Genomic DNA, 14,775 nt, shown 5'->3' with positions numbered 1-14,775 from the left:
CAGTTTATTTCACGCGGCTATACGAAACTCCATGTATTCGGCGTGAACTTCTCGCGGTGGGCGGTATCCGACAGCCGAGTGGAGGCGTTTGTGATTGTACCAGAGTTCGATGTATCGGGTGATGTCCTGTCGGGCGTCCTCTCGGGTCGGGTACGTCACGCGGGAAACCCGCTCGTTCTTCAGAGCGCCGAAGAATGATTCCGCCATCGCGTTATCCCAGCAGACGCCGGTACGTCCGGATGACCGGCGGAGCCCGAACTGTTTCAGCGTCGCCGCGAACTCGGCGGACATGTAGTTCGATCCGCGATCGGAGTGGAATATTGCACCGTCGGCGAGTTTCCTGTTCCGCGCCGCGTTGCGGATGGCCTGGGATATGAGAGGAGTTTGGTAGTGGTCGTCCATCGCGTAGCCGATGACTTCCTTCGTGCAGCAGTCGATGACGGTCGCGAGATAAAGCCATCCTTCTCCGGTTTTTACGTAGGTTATGTCGCCGACGAGTTTTTCGCCGGGCGCGTCGGCAGTGAAGTTCCGGCTGACAAGGTCCGGCACGCCGCTGGCTGCGGCCTGGGTGAGCGACCACCGCTTCGGCTCGGGCTGGCAGGGCACCAGAGCCAGCTCACGCATCAGCAGGCGGACCAGCTCCAGGCCGGCGGGGCAGCCCCAGCGGACGAGCTGGGCGTGGACGCGCCGGTATCCGTAGGTGCTGTCCGACATGTCGAATGCCTTCTTGATGAGCAGTTTCAATTCCTCACGCCGATGGGCTGTGGCAGAATCCGGGCGGTTCCGCCATTCGTAATAGCCGGACTTGGACACGTCGAGCCGTTCACACATGAACTCGACGGGATGCGCGTACTCCGTGGTGTCGAGCCGCATCGTCTCGATGAACCCGTACCTGCTCACTACCGGGGATCCTTCGCGAAGTACGCCGCGCATTTTTTCAGGAAAACGTTCTCCATCTCCAGTTCACGGATACGCCGGTCCTGTTCCTTCAGGCGTGCCCGCTCATCCAGCGTCAACGGCGAACCTGCCGCTGGCTCGTTCTGCTTCTGGTACTTCTTCACCCAGCCCCGGAGCGCCTCCGGGTTCAATTCGAGCTCGCGGGCCGTCTCAGAGATGGTCCTACTGGACTGGAGTGCGACCCGGACAGCTTCCTCACGGAACTCCGGGGTGTACTTACCGGGTGGCGCCACTTCGTGCTTCCTCGTTTCCTTCACAGGACAACCCTATTGGGTCCCTGTCCGGAAGCTTCGGGGCACCTCAAGCACCCCGCCACACGCCGGGAAAGACCGCCAAACACGCCGAAACGCTCGACCAGCACTACGGCCGTCGACCATAAAGATCAAGCTTAGACACTCCCTATCGAAGAAGTCCGCCCAATGATCGCCCGGCGCCTGCTCGTTGTCGGCGACAACCCCGACGCCCGGCTGTTCACCGGACCCCGCGGCGGACGCATCACCACCGCCGTCCTGCGCGACGCCACCCACTGGGACGAGGTGGTCAACAAGCTCGGCTACGAGCACCTGGGCCGCCATGACCTGCGCCACACCGGCCTGACCTGGCTGGCCGACGCCGGAGTACCCCTGCACGTCCTGCGAATGATCGCCGGCCACGGATCACTGCAGACCACCCAGCGCTACCTCCACCCCGACCTGCAAAGCGTCGTCCGCGCCGGACACGACCTCAGCACCCACCTCACCGGAGTCCGCGCACCTCCCCCGCCACCGCCGGCTCTGTCCGCAGCCCTCAGGCAGTTGTAGGGAGTGCACAATCCGTACCACGGAGCAGTGATCCTGGTCCCCAGGAAAACGACCGCTGACCTGCGGCTTTTCTTGAGTAACCGTCCCTGCGCGGTCCCCGGGTACTGACGCGTCATCAGATGAATATCATTCCTGACAACAGCGAAGGGCCCGCTGACCTGGCCGAATGCCAGTCAGCGGGCCCTTCCACACCGTCGGGACGACAGGATTTGAACCTGCGACCCCTTGACCCCCAGATTATAGGTTCAAGGGTTTTCGCAGGTCAGACCCATCATGGGTCACAATCAGCCGCGCACCTGAGCTGGTGTTGTTCGGCTGCGCGTATAGCGTGTGGTCCCAAAGTGGTCCCAAGCGCAGGACCGGATCCGAGGGTTACTGACGCCACCGATCGCGGTGCTTCGCTACGCAGGCAAAGTTGATGACGTGCTTCGGGTGAGTGCGGAGCCGGCCGGCGGGCTCACCGTGCCGAACGATCGTGAGGTCGTCCAGCAGGACGATTGCTCCTCCGTCGAACATGACGTGACAAGTGGGGCATAGGCAGAGCACGTTGCCGGTGATGTCCGGCCCGTTGTGCGGGCTACCAAGGGCCTGTACGTGCGCTCCCTCGCTGTAGTTCCCCCCGGGGAGCTGAACCGTTGTGGCACAGATCTGGCAGGCGCCGTCGTACCAGCTCTTTACCTGCCGAGTTACTGCTGTGCTGCGAACGATGCGCTGCACGCTCGTGGTCACGCGCTCGGGGACCTCTGTCCCCGGGGATGGCTGCTCCGGCACAGGCCCGGGGCGCGGTTCGGATGGCTCACGTAGCTCCTGCTGCACCGCTTCGGGAGGTGGGGTGTCGTCATAAGCTTCGAGCCTGAATTGCCAGATGAGGAAGCCGTCTATGCCTGGCTTGCTGCCGTAACTGGTGACCCGGTACAGCCCGTCGTACCGGTACCCGCTGGTGGGAGCGTAACTGGAGCCGCTATGTGCTCCGCGGATCACGCGGACGGGCAGGCCCTCCAAGTGGCTCGTTACCAGGGCTGCGTTGCCTGGGTCGTCAAGGGTCTGATCGCTGACCTGGTTCCTTGAGCCGTCCTGGCCGCCGTGCCCGGTGTAGATGATGACTTTGCCGTAGTCGTCGTCATCTTTGTAGCCACCAGACACGACGATCGACTCGGCGCCGGTCTTCTTCGTCCCGCAGATCCCGGCCTGAAGCGGCCGATGAACGCCGGCCTCGTGGGCAAGTCGGCGACTCTCGTACAGTTGACCGACCTCGACGTTGGGTATCTCGCCAATCATGGCCATAGCCTGCCACCGCGCACTGACAATCAGCTTTTCGCACTGCCAATGTGCCGCATAGGCTGAGCACGCCCTGGGTCGGTGGGTGTTGCGACCCCACAGCACCCACCCGTTGTGGAGGGGGCCAGCCGCGTTCAAGCCGGGCCAGGGGGTAAGCCGCGCGTCCGCTATCACCTCCACCACCCTCCCCCGCTTCCATCCCGTCTGCCGTCGGCCCGCACTTCTGTGGAGCGGGCGTGGTTCAGGGCGTCAAGGTGGAGCGCCCTGCTGGACGTACGACCTTGACGCCCTGGGCCGCGACTGCTCGGCTTGCCCGGGTCGATGGCAGGTGGGATGGAAGCCACCTCCTGCACCCCCACGAACGTGCACCCGCCGGCGGTCCCCCCTCCATCTCGGAGCCTGAGCGCCCCCGCCGGAGGCACCACCCACCACTCACCTGCCGCTTTCTTCTTCCTCCCGTTCCGACCGCGCGTGGGTTGTTGCCCTGGCGTGGTCGGGGGTGCTGGCCTGGGTTCGTCGTGGGTGCTGGCTGTGGTGGCGGGGTTCGGGGAGTGTGCTGGTGTCCGGGTTGTGGTGCTGCCTGGCTGGGGGTTCGTGTTCTGGGCGGGTGGAATTGGTCCAGGATCCGGTAGGTGGAGGGCAGGGCAAAGCGTGTAGCGGGGATCCCGTGTCTGCTCTGCGGGCATGGGGCCGGGGGCCGGGCGGAGCGGGCCGGAGGCAGGAGCGTCGCCCGAGCCCCCGAGCCCCGGGTGGCCGGCATTGGCCGGCCGACTGGTGGTTTACGTAGCGACGGCCTTGGGGCCGATTGCCCCACCGCTGCCGGATGCCCGGAAGGGCAGACCCACCCTGGCCCATCGGACTGCGACCCCGGCACGGGCTGGGTGAGAACACCCCCGGCCGACCGGTCAACTGTCCCTCGTACTCTGGCAATCCGGCGGCGTTGCCCCACGGGCCTGACCCCGTGCCCTGTGTTCCTGCCGTGCTGTACGTCTGTGGCCGGCCGAACGGCCGCCCCGCTCTGCTGCGGTCCCTCCTGGTGGACCCCACAGCGGTCCCCCTCTCCCCTCCTCCGCCCGGCACGGGCGGAGCTTGATGAGGTAGGGAAACCTGTAACAACCGGCGCTGTCGACTGAAGACGCGTTCTTGTGCGGCTGGCCTGCGGACTGCTCCGATAGGCGGCGAAACGGGATCGCGGCTGTTGGGAGCGGACATGAGCGACTTACAGGTGTCGGAGTGGAAGCGGTACGGGCAGGACCGGCTTTACGTGAACCGGGCAGACGGAGAGGCTGTCGCCTGGTTCGACCGGCGGATAGGGCACCTCGAAGTCCTGGTCGACGGCTATCGGGACGCTGCACTGGACGCCCTGGCCCCGCATGTCGCCGCTTCGCCAGCCTCCCCACCACCCTCGGCGCTCCATCCGCCGAGGGCTTCGCTCGGCGGGCCCTCCACACTTTCCCCTGAGTTCGATCTAGCCTCGAACCGGCCCGGCGAAGCTCTGCGCGTCAAGGTACGAGAGTTGTCGCCCGGCGCCTTGGGCCGAGTGCTCGCACACCTGCTGCACCGTCGCACGGAGGCAGATCCCTGGCGGGCCGGGCTGGTCGGTGAACGGATCGTCGGCAAGGAACTCGGTCAGCTCTCGCGCCACGGGTGGCGCACTCTGCACTCGATACCACTACCCCGCCTCGACGCGGACATAGATCATCTCCTGATCGGCCCTGGCGGCGTCTTCACGATCAACACCAAGAACCACCGAGGAGCGAAGGTGTGGGTGGGGGACGACTCGGCGCGGGTGAACGGCGGTGACCCGCATCCCTACGTTCGAAAGATCCGCCGGGAGGCGGCCCGCGTGAGCCACGTGCTCTCTGAGCGTTGCCCGTTCCCTGTCCAGGCGAACGCGCTCTTGGTCTTCGTCGCGCCGGCGACTCTCACGAAGGTTCCGACGCTTCACGACGTAGGCGTCTTGCGCGACCGCGAGTTGGCCGCGATGACTCCGATGACCGGCGTGCTGACCGCCGCGCAGATTGAGACGGCGTACGCAGTGGCTCGCGACCGCCGATCGTGGGAGACCGCTTGAGCCGCTACGCGTCGAAGTCGTACTCCAAGATGTACGACGCGGAGTCGAGCGTCATCTCGTTCACCTCGACTGCGCGGCCCTCGTCGGCGAAGGCGGTACGCACGATCAGGATGACCGGTGTACCCATGGCCAGGCCGAGTCGCTGCGCCTCGTCAGAGGACGGCATGCGGCTGCGGATCTCTTCGCGGAAGTGCACTGGCTTGAAGCCAAGTTCGGCGAGTCGCGCATACATTCCGCCTGGTCCAGTGTCTTCTTGGGTAATGGCCGAGCCTGCTACCAAGCTCGCGGACAGGTAGGACTTCGCCAGCAGAATGGGCTTCCCGTCCAAGACGAACCGTCGGCTCCGTACGCACATCGGGTCACCCGTCATCATGCCGAGCACTTCGGCAATGCGCTCCGGCGACTCTTCCTCCGTCACCTTGAGCTGATCAACCACCAGCGTTCGGTCTTCGGTGTCGATTTCCCAGATCGAACGCCCTTCGCCCCACTGCGACCGAGCAAGCCGCTGGATGCCACGTCGGCGAAGCGGGCGGAAAGATCGCACAAAGACGCCGGCTCCCTTACGGGATTCGGCCACGCCTTCGGTCTGGAGCACGCCAAGCGCCTGCCGGGCCGTCATCCGGGCGACCTCGTAGGTAGCCATGAGGTCGTTCTCTCCAGGCAACCGGTCACCCGGGCCGTACTCGCCCGATTGGATCGCGTCGCGCAGCGCGTCGGCGATCCGCTGGTACTTCGGCTGACGCCCAGCGTCAGGGGTGCCCATGAATGATCTCTCCTCTTCTTCTCTAGACAGCCTAGGGGCTTTGTTCTTCCCGCGGAACGCAGGTACGTCCCGCGGGAAGAACACGTGTCCCCGACCTGGCCCAGCAGTCATCTCTAGAGACGTGTTGACATCTCTAGAGATGTGGCGTTCACTGGAGTCATCTCTAGAGAGGTCGTCCCAGTGGGGGATGCCTCGCTCAAGGGGAACCCAAATGGCTTCGTTCAAGATCGATCTTTCGACGGCCACGGTGTTCGTGGCGACGCCGCCGGTGTCCAAGCTGGTCAACAAGCAGACCGGTGAGGTGGCGATGGACCGGGAGACCGGTGCCCCGCTGATGACCGTGGGTCTGCTGGTGTCGGATGAGGGGCAGGGCGACCTGTACCAGGTGACCGTGCCGAACACGGGTGTCGATGCGACGCTGACCCCGGGCACGCCGGTCGCGGTGACGGGGCTGCGGGCGCGGGACTGGGAGAACGAGTTCAACGGGCAGAAGCGCCACGGGATTAGCTTCCGCGCGGTCGCGGTCACCTCGCTGATGCCGGCGGCTGCTTCGAACGGCCGGGGCTGATCGCCGTGGTGACGGTTCTGGTGCTGACCGGTGCGGGGGTCGCGGGTGTGCTGATCCTGCGCCGGGTCCGGCCGAATCTGTACTGGATGCTGGTCGGGGGTCCGGTGGCCCGGGTGCGGGTGGGTTGGTCGTACGGGTCGGTGATGGACGCGTGCGGGTTGGCGGTTCCTCCGTCCCGTGCCCGGATCGCGGTCGCCAAGGCGTTACGTCGGGAGATGCCGGCGAACCGTCCGCCCAAGCTGCTGCGGCTGCGCACCACCCGGACCGGTCTGGTGGCCCGGATTCGGTTGCAGGCGGGGCAGGACGCGTTCGATGTGGCCTCGGCCGCCGACCGGCTGCGGCACTCCTGGCACCTGCACCAGGTCACGGTCAAGGAGCTGCGCTCCGGCATCCTGGAACTGACCATGACCGGGTATGACGTGCTGGCTCGGGTGCGGGTGCCGGCCCGTGCGAAGCGTTCGGCGCTGCGGGTCCCGGTGGCGATGCGGGAAGACGGCACGCTGCATTACCGGGACTTCCGGAAGGTTCCGCACTGCCTGACCGTGGGCGCCACCGAGTCAGGCAAGTCGGTCTATCAGCGCGGCCTGGTCAAGGAACTGGCCTCGCAGCCGGTCGCGCTGGTGGGCATCGACTGCAAGGGGGTTGAACTGGCCCCGCTGGCCCGCCGGTTTACCGCCATGGCCGACAACCCCGACACCGCCGCTGATCTCCTGGACGCGTTGGTGACGGAGATGACCGACCGGTTCCAGGTCATCCGGGCCGCCCAGCGGGTCAGCGCGGACACCCCCGACGCGGAGATCACCTCCGACATCTGGGGCCTGCCCGAAGCGATACGGCCCGTGCCGATCGTGGTGGTGGTCGATGAGGTTGCCGAACTGCTGCTGATCTCGTCCGCCGCGCAGAAGAAGCGGCGGGAGCGGATCATCACCAGCCTGATCCGGCTGGGTCAGCTCGCGCGAGCCGCCGGCATCTATCTGGAGATCTGCGGGCAGCGTTTCGGCTCCGAACTCGGCGACGGCGTGACCGCGCTGCGGGCGCAGCTCACCGGCCGTGTCTGTCACCGCGTCAACGATGAAGCCTCCGCGAAGATGGCGTTCGGCGACATCTCTCCCGAAGCCCTGTCCTCCGTGCTCGCGATCGTCCCCGATCAGCCCGGGGTAGCGGTCGCCGCCGACACCTCCGGCGGCTGGTCCCGCATCCGCACACCCAACACCACCCTGCGCGACGCGGTAAGCGTCTGCACCGAACACGCCGGCCTCACGCCACTCGTGCCCGCGCTCGCCAACTTCCGCCCGCACCTGGCACCCCTGGCCCCCGGCGCGACCGTGACCAAGCCGGTCCCCGCCACCGCCTGAACCCTCCCCGCACCTCTGGTCGGCGCGACCACGCCACGCGCCAGGTCCCTACCCGCCCCATGCCTGAAAGGAGCCCGGTCCGATGGCCGCACGCAAACCCACCACCCGCACCGCCAAACCCGCCGCGCCGGCCACACCGCCGCCGTGTGAGCCCTGCGACGGCACCGGCCAGGTCGCCGTGACCGTCCGTGTCGGCCGCCGCCACCGCGTTGTCGGAAGCCAGGAAGGCATGTGCCTGGCCTGCTTCGGCACCGGCACCGCCTGAACCGAGAAGGGAGCAAACGCCATGACCAAGCCGGAAGCCGAACGCACCGCCGTGATCGTCGCCGGGGTGGTGATCGTCATCCTGACCACCGCCGCGTTCTGGCTGTCCTACGCCCACCTCGCCGATGTCGCCCGGCACAACGGCCTTGCCGCATCACCCGAACGCCGCTGGGCCTGGCCCGCCACGCTCGACCTGTTCATCGTCGCCGGCGAAGTCCTCATGTTCCTCGCCGCGCTGCGCTCGCGTACCGACTGGTGGGCCATCGGCCTGACCGTCACCGGCTCGCTCGGCTCCATCGGCCTCAACGTCGCCGGCGTCGGCAACGGGCAGCCCCTCCTGCATTACGTCGTCGCCGCCGTACCACCCTTCGCCGCCCTGCTCGCCTTCGGCGCCCTCATGCGACAGGTCCACGGACTCATCCCCGATGCGGAACCCTCGCTCACCAGCACCCCAGCACAGGCACAAGCCGTGCAGCCCCCTGAGCAGGTCACCGTGGAACGCCTGCCCGACGCGGACCCGGCGCCTGTTCCCGAACTGCCCGCCGCACAACCGGCCCCACCGCCCGCGGCCCCTGCCGTGACCGTGCCGGCCGCCCTGGTCGCTCACGCCCGCAAGCTCGCCGACGCCCACCACACCGCGACCGGCCACCCGATCGACACCGACACCCTGCGCACCCGCCTCGGCGTCCCCCCGGCTCTCGCCGACGCCATCGCCGCACAACTCGCCTGAACTGGAGGAACCATCATGCGTCCGTCCACCCGCGCCGCTCTGGAACGGTCCGCCGAACTCACCCGATCCGACCGCCTGGTCGAAGGTCTGGAAACCGGAGAACGCGCCATTACCGGCGCCACCGACAACGAGGCACCCGAAGTCACCCAGTGGCTTCACGACCACGCCGACGACTTCCTGCGCGACCCGGAGAGCTGACCGGTGGCCCGCTTCGAGCGCTTCCGCAACGTCGCCCGGATCGGCCCCGTCAAGGTCGCCGACCACCGCGACCGGCACGGCCGCAACGCCACCATCGCCGCCTGCACCGCCCCGCGCTGCGGCTGGTCCAACGACTACGCCACCCGCTCCGCCGCCGAACTCGCCGCCCGCACCCACACCTGCACCACCTGACCCCGCGAAGGGGGGTGAACCTCATCCAGTACCCCGACGCTCAGCTCCGGGCCAACCACCGCCCGGCCGAACTGATCCCGCCCGGCGTCCACCCCGGACAGGTTGTCGTCATCCAGGCCCCGGCTACCCCGGTCGCCGGCCGCATCCTGCTCACCATCACGATCACCGCCGGCACGGCCTTCGTCATCGTCGTCCTGGCCTACGCGCTCCAGGCGGCCGCCGCCGCCTTCGCCGCTGCCGTCCCGACCGTGGGCGGCGCCAGCATCTCGCTCAACCTCGCGCGCAAGCGCTGACCGGCCTCCGGGGCGGCTTCTACCGCCAAGTTTCCGCCGCCCCGGGCGCCTCACCCCATCCGAGATCCAACGGACCCGAAAGGGACTCACCATCATGCCCCAGCACCGCCACGCCCCAGGACACGTCTGCGCCCACTGCGACGGCTTCCCGTCGGCCGCCATCACCACCGGCAGCCGCAACCCCGACGGCACCCGCCGCACGATCACGGTGGCCTGCCCCGCCTGCAAGGGCACTGGCACCACCACCCCGGCCCGCCGCATCCTCACCACCACCAGCCGGTGACGGCCGTGGCCCTCCTCGACTGGCGCGGCAGCCAGCACTTCGACCACACCGCCGACAAGCCCTGCGTCATCTGCGACAAGCCCACCTTGCTCCGCTCCGACCGGGGCAAGCCCGTCCACAAGGTCTGCGCAGAGAACTGGATCGACGCTCATCCGGTCAACGGGGAGGAACGCCCGTGACCCTGACCGCCGACCTTCCGGCGGGCCTGGACCCGGTCGCCTGGCAGGACCTCCTGCGGATGTGGCCGGGCAACCGGGCTTCGACCGCTGGCAAGACCAGATCACCCGCACCGGAGGCTGCGCCGACCCGATCCACCTCGTCGGCTCGACCACCACCCTCGACCCGGCAACCGGTCAAGTCCTCTACTCCTACGACACGACCGGTGAACCCGGCGGCCGACTCCGCGTCGCGTGCGGCAACCGCCGCGCCTCGCGCTGCCCCGCCTGCGCCTGGACCTACGCCGGCGACACCTACCAGCTCATCCTCTCCGGCCTGACCGGCGGCAAAGGCGTCCCCACCACCGTGGCCGACCACCCCCGGGTCTTCGCCACCCTCACCGCACCCAGCTTCGGCCCCGTCCACAACGGCCCCATACCGGCCGCTGCCGCTGCGGAACCACCCACCCCGACAACGCCCCCGAACTCGGCACACCGCTCGACCCCGACACCTACGACTACGCCGGCGCGGTCCTGTGGAACAACCACGCCTCGAACCTGTGGCGCTACGTCACCATCTACCTGCCCCGTGAGCTGGCGGCCCGCGCCGGCCTCACCCAGAAGGAACTCCGCAACCGGCTGCGCGTCTCCTACGGGAAGGTCGCCGAGTACCAGAAGCGCGGCGCCATCCACTTCCACGCCGTCATCCGCTTCGACGGACCCGACGGACCCGACACCCCGCCCCCGGCATGGGCCACCACCACGCTGCTCGAAGACGCCTTACGCGCCGCCGCCCGCGCCACGGTCACCGTTCCCGCCGCCGGCGACCAGCCGCCCCGCGTCCTGCGCTGGGGCACACAGCTCGATGTCCAGCCCATCGGAGCCTTCGGGCACGGCGAAGACCTCACCGAGCAGGCCGTCGCATCCTACGTCGCCAAGTACGCCACCAAAGCCGCCGAGACCACCGGCACCGTAGACCGCCGCATCGGGGAACCCGCCGAACTCGACAAGCTCCCCGACCTGCCCGACCACACCCGCCGGCTCATCCAAGCCTGCTTCGACCTCGACGCCCTGTACCCCGACAGGCGGCTATGGGCCTGGGCCCACATGCTCGGCTTCCGCGGCCACTTCTCGACCAAGGCGCGTCGGTACTCCACCACCCTCGGAGCACTCCGCCAAGCCCGCGCCGACTACCGCGCCGACCAGGAACGACACGAACGCGGACTGCCCGACCTCGACGCCGATCCGGACGCCTCCACGCTCGTCATAGCCCACTGGGCCTACGCCGGACACGGCCACACCCCCGGCGAATCCTGGCTCGCCGAACAGATCCACCGCGACATCACCCAAGCACGCGAAACCGCACGCCAAGCACGCGCCGAGATCAGCGAAGAGGGGGACTGGACGTGAAGCGACTTCTGACGACCACTCAGGTTTCCGGCCTGCTGCGAGTGCTGCCGGGCACACAGGTTGCCGGTGACGCCGCTCCGGACCTGCTGCACGGCGGGTGGTACACCACGGAGGACGTAGCGGACCTGATCGGTGTGGACCCCTCGACGCTGCGGCGCTGGCGCACCTCGACGCCCTTGCAGGGACCGCCGTTCGTGCGGCTGACTTCCCGCGTGACCATGTACAGCGTGCCGGACGTGGAAGCGTGGCTGTCCTCCCGCCGGGTCGTTCCCGGGACGGCTGCCTGATGGCCGCGCAGACGCCTCCGCAGGGCGTGAAGCTCTCGACGGACATCGAGTACCGGCCCGGCAATCCCAATCCCCACCGCGCGCGTGTGCGCTGGTTCGACCCCCAGACCAAGAGGCGCCTGTCGCGGTCGGAGATGCTGCCGGACGAGAAAGCCGCCCAAGCCTGGATCGACCGGATGGAGCGGGCCGCTAACCGTGGCATCACGCCGGCAACCGCCACCATGACGCTGGCCGAGTACGGAGATGAGGAATGGGACCTGGCCATGCGCGGGCTGGAGGCCAAGACCATGGACCCCTACCGGGCCGGCTGGCGCCTGCGCGTCGTGCCGTCGCTCGGACACATCCCCGTGCAGGTAATCACCAACGGCGTGGTGGACCGCGCGGTGTACGCCTGGATCGCCGACGAGTGCAGCCGCTCGACTGTCAAGAACAGCCTTGCCGTGCTGGTCCGGGTGATGGAACAGGCGGTGCGAGACGGGATCATCGACCTCAACCCGGCCCGGGTCGTCGGCTGGCAACAGGAGTACAAGCGGGCCGAAGACGAGTTGGACGACCCGCGATCGCTCGCCCTGCCGGACTGGGACGCGCTGGATCGGCTCGCCGTGGCTCTTGTCGCACGGTCGGCCGGCGAGTTCGAGGGCTGGGCCGATGTGGTGCGGTTCGAGGCTTGTACGGCTACTCGGATCGGCGAAGTCTCCGGGGTCCGGGCGGGCGACATCAACCGCGAGGAATGGACCTGGGAAGTCTGCCGGCAGACCACCCCCGGGCCCGGTGGACTGATCGACAAGGGCACCAAGGGCAAGCGGCGCCGCACCGTGCCAATCATCCCGGAGATCCGCCCCATGGTCGCCCGGCGGCTCGACGCGGCCGGCCGCGATCCTATGGCCCGACTTTTCACCGGCCCCCGCGGCGGGCGTATCAGCACGGCGGTACTCCGTGACGCCACGCACTGGGACGACGTGGTGTCGCGGCTCGGATATGAGCACCTACGCCGGCACGATCTACGGCACACGGGCCTGACCTGGATGGCTGACGCGGGAGTCCCCGTGCACGTCCTGCGGAAGATCGCCGGACACGGCTCGCTCACCACCACACAGCGGTACCTTCACCCGAGCCGGCGCTCGATCGACCTTGCCGGCGCCGCGCTCTCCGCGCACCTCAGCGGTGACAAGATCCACTCCCAGATGGCTCCCAGTGGTCCCAAAGTGGTCCCAAGCGAGGCACCGAGACGGCACCTGCGAGTCGTCCGCTGAAGGCGTCCCCAGACGTGAAGAAGCCCGCTGAGCTGGAGATACGATCTCCGCCAGCGGGCTTCGTGCACCGTCGGGACGACAGGATTTGAACCTGCGACCCCTTGACCCCCAGTCAAGTGCGCTACCAAACTGCGCCACGTCCCGGTGCTTGGTCGGCCCGGGGTGGTGGGTCCGGGTGACCGTGCATGAGAAGAGTAGCGCACCTCGAGGGGTGGTTGCTCGCGGGGCGCGGGGGTGGGCCGGGGGCTCAGAGGCCGGGGGCTCAGAGGGGATGAGTAGGGGTACTCATGTGGGGGCGGGCCGGGCGGGGGATCGTGGGGCTATGTCGAAGGTGATTGCTCAGCAGCAGACGACGGCGGCGTATGCCGCGCAGGCCGCGATCTCGTTCGGGCTGGCGCTCGGGGCGATGGTGGTGGGGGTGGCCTATCTGCCCGTGGAGGGATGGGTCCGGGCGTTCTTGGGGGTGGGGTTGCTGTACGTGGTGACAGCCGCGTTCACGCTGGCGAAGGTGGTGCGGGACCGGCAGGAGGTCGGGCAGGTGGTGAGCCGGGTAGACCAGGCCCGGCTGGACAAGCTGCTCACGGAGCATGATCCGTTCAAGGTGGACGGGCTCTGATCCCGGGCGGCCCGGACGCGGCCCCGGCGGAAAGACCCGCTCGGGGCCGCGTCCGGGTTCGGCCCCCGGCCCCCGGTCCGCGCCCCCTTGGCGGGGAGACCCGAGCTCGGGTCCGTGCGCGGCTTCGGGGCCGCGTCCGGGGCCCCGTCCGCGGCCGGGCCGTGGGTGGGGTGTGTGATGTGGGATGTGGGGTGTGGGGTCCCGTCGGCGGGATGCTTCGGGACGGGTGCGATCCGGCGACGGTGGGGCTGATCCGATACGGGAAGGGTCCGGTTCCAGGATCGCGCCATCGCCCGCGCCGAGGGCCCGCAGGAGTGTGCTCGGCGCCCCGAGACCGTGCCGCGCGGCTCCGCCACGCGGCTCCGGTTCACGCCGTCCCGCTCGCGGCTCCGGTTCGCGGGGCCCCGCACAGACTCCGGTTCGCGGGGCCCCGCTCACGGCGCCGTTCACGCGGCCCCTGCTCCGGCCGCCCCTGGCGGCAGCTCGCCCCTGGTCGGCGGTCCGCCCGCCAGCCTCCCCCGCTCCCCCACCCCGCTCGCCCGCCGCGCTCAGTCCGGGTCCGCTGCGGGTGGCGATGGCAGGGTGGACGGGTCCAGGGAAGCGCCGGCCATCGTGTCGCCCGACGGGTCCGTGCCCGCGCCGGCGGAGACCGTGGACGCCTCACCCTGGGCGCCCGGGACGCCGGTCACCGTCGCCACGCTGCGGGACGCGGTGTGGCGACGGGCGTCCTCCGCGCTGTTCTGGGCGCCGAGGCTGCCGAAGTAGAAGCCGGCCACGGTGGCGAGCACGGTCATGAGCGAGGTCACGATGGTCTTGCGCAGGTCGCCCGAGTCCGAGCCGGAGGACAGCATCGTCACGGCGAGCGCGAAGCCGACCAGTGCCAGGATGAGCAGGGCGATGACGCTGCGGGTCAGGCCGCGGACACCGCGCGGCTCCCGCAGGTCCCGCAGGAAGTCCCGGACGTCCTGGTCGGCGGCGGCCTGGTCGATCAGCCGGTCGGTGATCTGCCGCCGCCAGGCGGTGGCCTGGCGGATGTCCAGGATCAGCGGGAGGACGGCGATGCCGGCGACGATCACCACCACGGCCGCGATCAGTACGAAGGACGACCGGCCGCCGAGGCCGGAGATCGGTCCGGCGGCGGTCGTCGCCACGCCGTGGACAAGAGTGTGCGCCATCTCGGAATCCCCCCGAAAGCTCCAGGGCGGGCATGGTCCCAGCGGGCCGGTCAGCGGGTCAAGTACCCGGCCCGGCGGGGCGGTTCGGCTCCCGCAAGGTGCGGAGCGCTCCGAGCCGCGGTGA

19 protein-coding genes, 1 tRNA gene and 1 pseudogene are annotated in these 14,775 nt (G+C 68.8%); 15 read left to right on the top strand and 6 right to left on the bottom strand.

Annotated elements, in window-relative coordinates; all coding sequences use genetic code 11:
* Window positions 1–9: 9 nt before the first annotated feature.
* Together RLT57_RS26420 and RLT57_RS26415 are read right to left on the bottom strand one after the other, a co-directional pair.
* Window positions 10–900 (bottom strand): IS3 family transposase, encoded by an 891-nt coding sequence (locus RLT57_RS26420; protein ID WP_311299747.1) that lies wholly within the window; start codon window positions 898–900, stop codon window positions 10–12.
* Window positions 900–1,214, bottom strand: a complete 315-nt coding sequence (locus tag RLT57_RS26415) for a transposase (protein ID WP_311299746.1) — start codon at window positions 1,212–1,214, stop codon at window positions 900–902. Before RLT57_RS26415 ends, RLT57_RS26420 begins: the two co-directional genes overlap by 1 nt.
* A 162-nt stretch (window positions 1,215–1,376) precedes the next feature.
* Between RLT57_RS26415 and RLT57_RS26410 the strand changes: the two genes are divergently transcribed.
* Window positions 1,377–1,757, top strand: a complete 381-nt coding sequence (locus RLT57_RS26410; protein ID WP_399129444.1) for a tyrosine-type recombinase/integrase — start codon at window positions 1,377–1,379, stop codon at window positions 1,755–1,757.
* 372 nt (window positions 1,758–2,129) lie between these two features.
* Here RLT57_RS26410 and RLT57_RS26405 read toward each other — a convergent pair whose 3' ends face one another.
* A complete protein-coding gene (locus tag RLT57_RS26405; protein ID WP_311299745.1) occupies window positions 2,130–3,035 on the bottom strand; it encodes a YDG/SRA domain-containing protein in 906 nt (301 codons plus the stop codon).
* Between the two features lie 1,210 nt (window positions 3,036–4,245).
* On the opposite strand from RLT57_RS26405, the gene RLT57_RS26400 reads away from it, so the two are divergent.
* Window positions 4,246–5,109 carry a nuclease-related domain-containing protein gene (locus RLT57_RS26400; protein WP_311299744.1) on the top strand — a complete coding sequence of 288 codons (864 nt, stop codon included), beginning with the start codon at window positions 4,246–4,248 and terminating at the stop codon, window positions 5,107–5,109.
* Between the two features lie 4 nt (window positions 5,110–5,113).
* Here RLT57_RS26400 and RLT57_RS26395 read toward each other — a convergent pair whose 3' ends face one another.
* Window positions 5,114–5,872 (bottom strand): GntR family transcriptional regulator, encoded by a 759-nt coding sequence (locus RLT57_RS26395; RefSeq protein WP_311299743.1) that lies wholly within the window; start codon window positions 5,870–5,872, stop codon window positions 5,114–5,116.
* Between the two features lie 211 nt (window positions 5,873–6,083).
* Between RLT57_RS26395 and RLT57_RS26390 the strand changes: the two genes are divergently transcribed.
* From RLT57_RS26390 to RLT57_RS26335, 12 genes and pseudogenes are all read left to right on the top strand, one after another.
* Window positions 6,084–6,440, top strand: coding sequence for a hypothetical protein (locus RLT57_RS26390; protein WP_311299742.1), 357 nt, complete (start codon window positions 6,084–6,086; stop codon window positions 6,438–6,440).
* On the top strand, window positions 6,440–7,795 hold the full coding sequence (locus RLT57_RS26385; protein WP_311300880.1) for an FtsK/SpoIIIE domain-containing protein: 1,356 nt from the start codon (window positions 6,440–6,442) through the stop codon (window positions 7,793–7,795). The genes RLT57_RS26390 and RLT57_RS26385 overlap by 1 nt, the downstream gene beginning before the upstream one ends.
* A gap of 82 nt (window positions 7,796–7,877) precedes the next feature.
* Window positions 7,878–8,060 (top strand): hypothetical protein, encoded by a 183-nt coding sequence (locus tag RLT57_RS26380; protein WP_311299741.1) that lies wholly within the window; start codon window positions 7,878–7,880, stop codon window positions 8,058–8,060.
* A 21-nt stretch (window positions 8,061–8,081) separates the two neighbouring features.
* Window positions 8,082–8,789 carry a DUF2637 domain-containing protein gene (locus RLT57_RS26375; RefSeq protein WP_311299740.1) on the top strand — a complete coding sequence of 236 codons (708 nt, stop codon included), beginning with the start codon at window positions 8,082–8,084 and terminating at the stop codon, window positions 8,787–8,789.
* Between the two features lie 15 nt (window positions 8,790–8,804).
* Window positions 8,805–8,987: a hypothetical protein gene (locus RLT57_RS26370; protein WP_311299739.1), complete on the top strand. Its 183-nt coding sequence runs from the start codon at window positions 8,805–8,807 to the stop codon at window positions 8,985–8,987.
* A gap of 3 nt (window positions 8,988–8,990) precedes the next feature.
* Window positions 8,991–9,179: a mobile element transfer protein gene (locus tag RLT57_RS26365; RefSeq protein WP_311299738.1), complete on the top strand. Its 189-nt coding sequence runs from the start codon at window positions 8,991–8,993 to the stop codon at window positions 9,177–9,179.
* A 14-nt stretch (window positions 9,180–9,193) separates the two neighbouring features.
* Entirely contained in the window at window positions 9,194–9,472 is a 279-nt protein-coding gene (locus tag RLT57_RS26360) for a hypothetical protein (RefSeq protein ID WP_311299737.1), read from the top strand.
* 94 nt (window positions 9,473–9,566) lie between these two features.
* Window positions 9,567–9,755, top strand: coding sequence for a hypothetical protein (locus RLT57_RS26355; RefSeq protein ID WP_311299736.1), 189 nt, complete (start codon window positions 9,567–9,569; stop codon window positions 9,753–9,755).
* Window positions 9,752–9,934, top strand: a complete 183-nt coding sequence (locus tag RLT57_RS26350) for a hypothetical protein (protein ID WP_311300931.1) — start codon at window positions 9,752–9,754, stop codon at window positions 9,932–9,934. The genes RLT57_RS26355 and RLT57_RS26350 overlap by 4 nt, the downstream gene beginning before the upstream one ends.
* Window positions 9,935–9,995: 61 nt before the next feature.
* A pseudogene (locus RLT57_RS26345) lies at window positions 9,996–11,320 on the top strand (replication initiator).
* Window positions 11,317–11,607, top strand: coding sequence for a helix-turn-helix transcriptional regulator (locus tag RLT57_RS26340; protein ID WP_311299735.1), 291 nt, complete (start codon window positions 11,317–11,319; stop codon window positions 11,605–11,607). The pseudogene RLT57_RS26345 and the gene RLT57_RS26340 overlap by 4 nt, the downstream one beginning before the upstream one ends.
* On the top strand, window positions 11,607–12,860 hold the full coding sequence (locus RLT57_RS26335) for a tyrosine-type recombinase/integrase (protein WP_311299734.1): 1,254 nt from the start codon (window positions 11,607–11,609) through the stop codon (window positions 12,858–12,860). Before RLT57_RS26340 ends, RLT57_RS26335 begins: the two co-directional genes overlap by 1 nt.
* A gap of 70 nt (window positions 12,861–12,930) precedes the next feature.
* Here the strand turns inward: RLT57_RS26335 and RLT57_RS26330 are convergent.
* A tRNA-Pro gene (locus RLT57_RS26330) sits at window positions 12,931–13,004 on the bottom strand.
* 178 nt (window positions 13,005–13,182) lie between these two features.
* Here RLT57_RS26330 and RLT57_RS26325 point away from each other — a divergent pair.
* On the top strand, window positions 13,183–13,476 hold the full coding sequence (locus RLT57_RS26325) for a YiaA/YiaB family inner membrane protein (protein WP_311299733.1): 294 nt from the start codon (window positions 13,183–13,185) through the stop codon (window positions 13,474–13,476).
* Window positions 13,477–14,024: 548 nt separating this feature from the next.
* Here RLT57_RS26325 and RLT57_RS26320 read toward each other — a convergent pair.
* On the bottom strand, window positions 14,025–14,651 hold the full coding sequence (locus RLT57_RS26320) for a hypothetical protein (RefSeq protein WP_311299732.1): 627 nt from the start codon (window positions 14,649–14,651) through the stop codon (window positions 14,025–14,027).
* Between the last annotated feature and the right edge of the window lie 124 nt (window positions 14,652–14,775).

It is taken from the genome of Streptomyces sp. ITFR-21 (assembly GCF_031844685.1).
In the GTDB taxonomy this organism is placed as follows: Bacteria; Actinomycetota; Actinomycetes; order Streptomycetales; family Streptomycetaceae; genus Actinacidiphila.
Note: the sequence above shows the minus strand (reverse complement) of the source record. Positions and strands in the feature narration are given on the sequence as shown.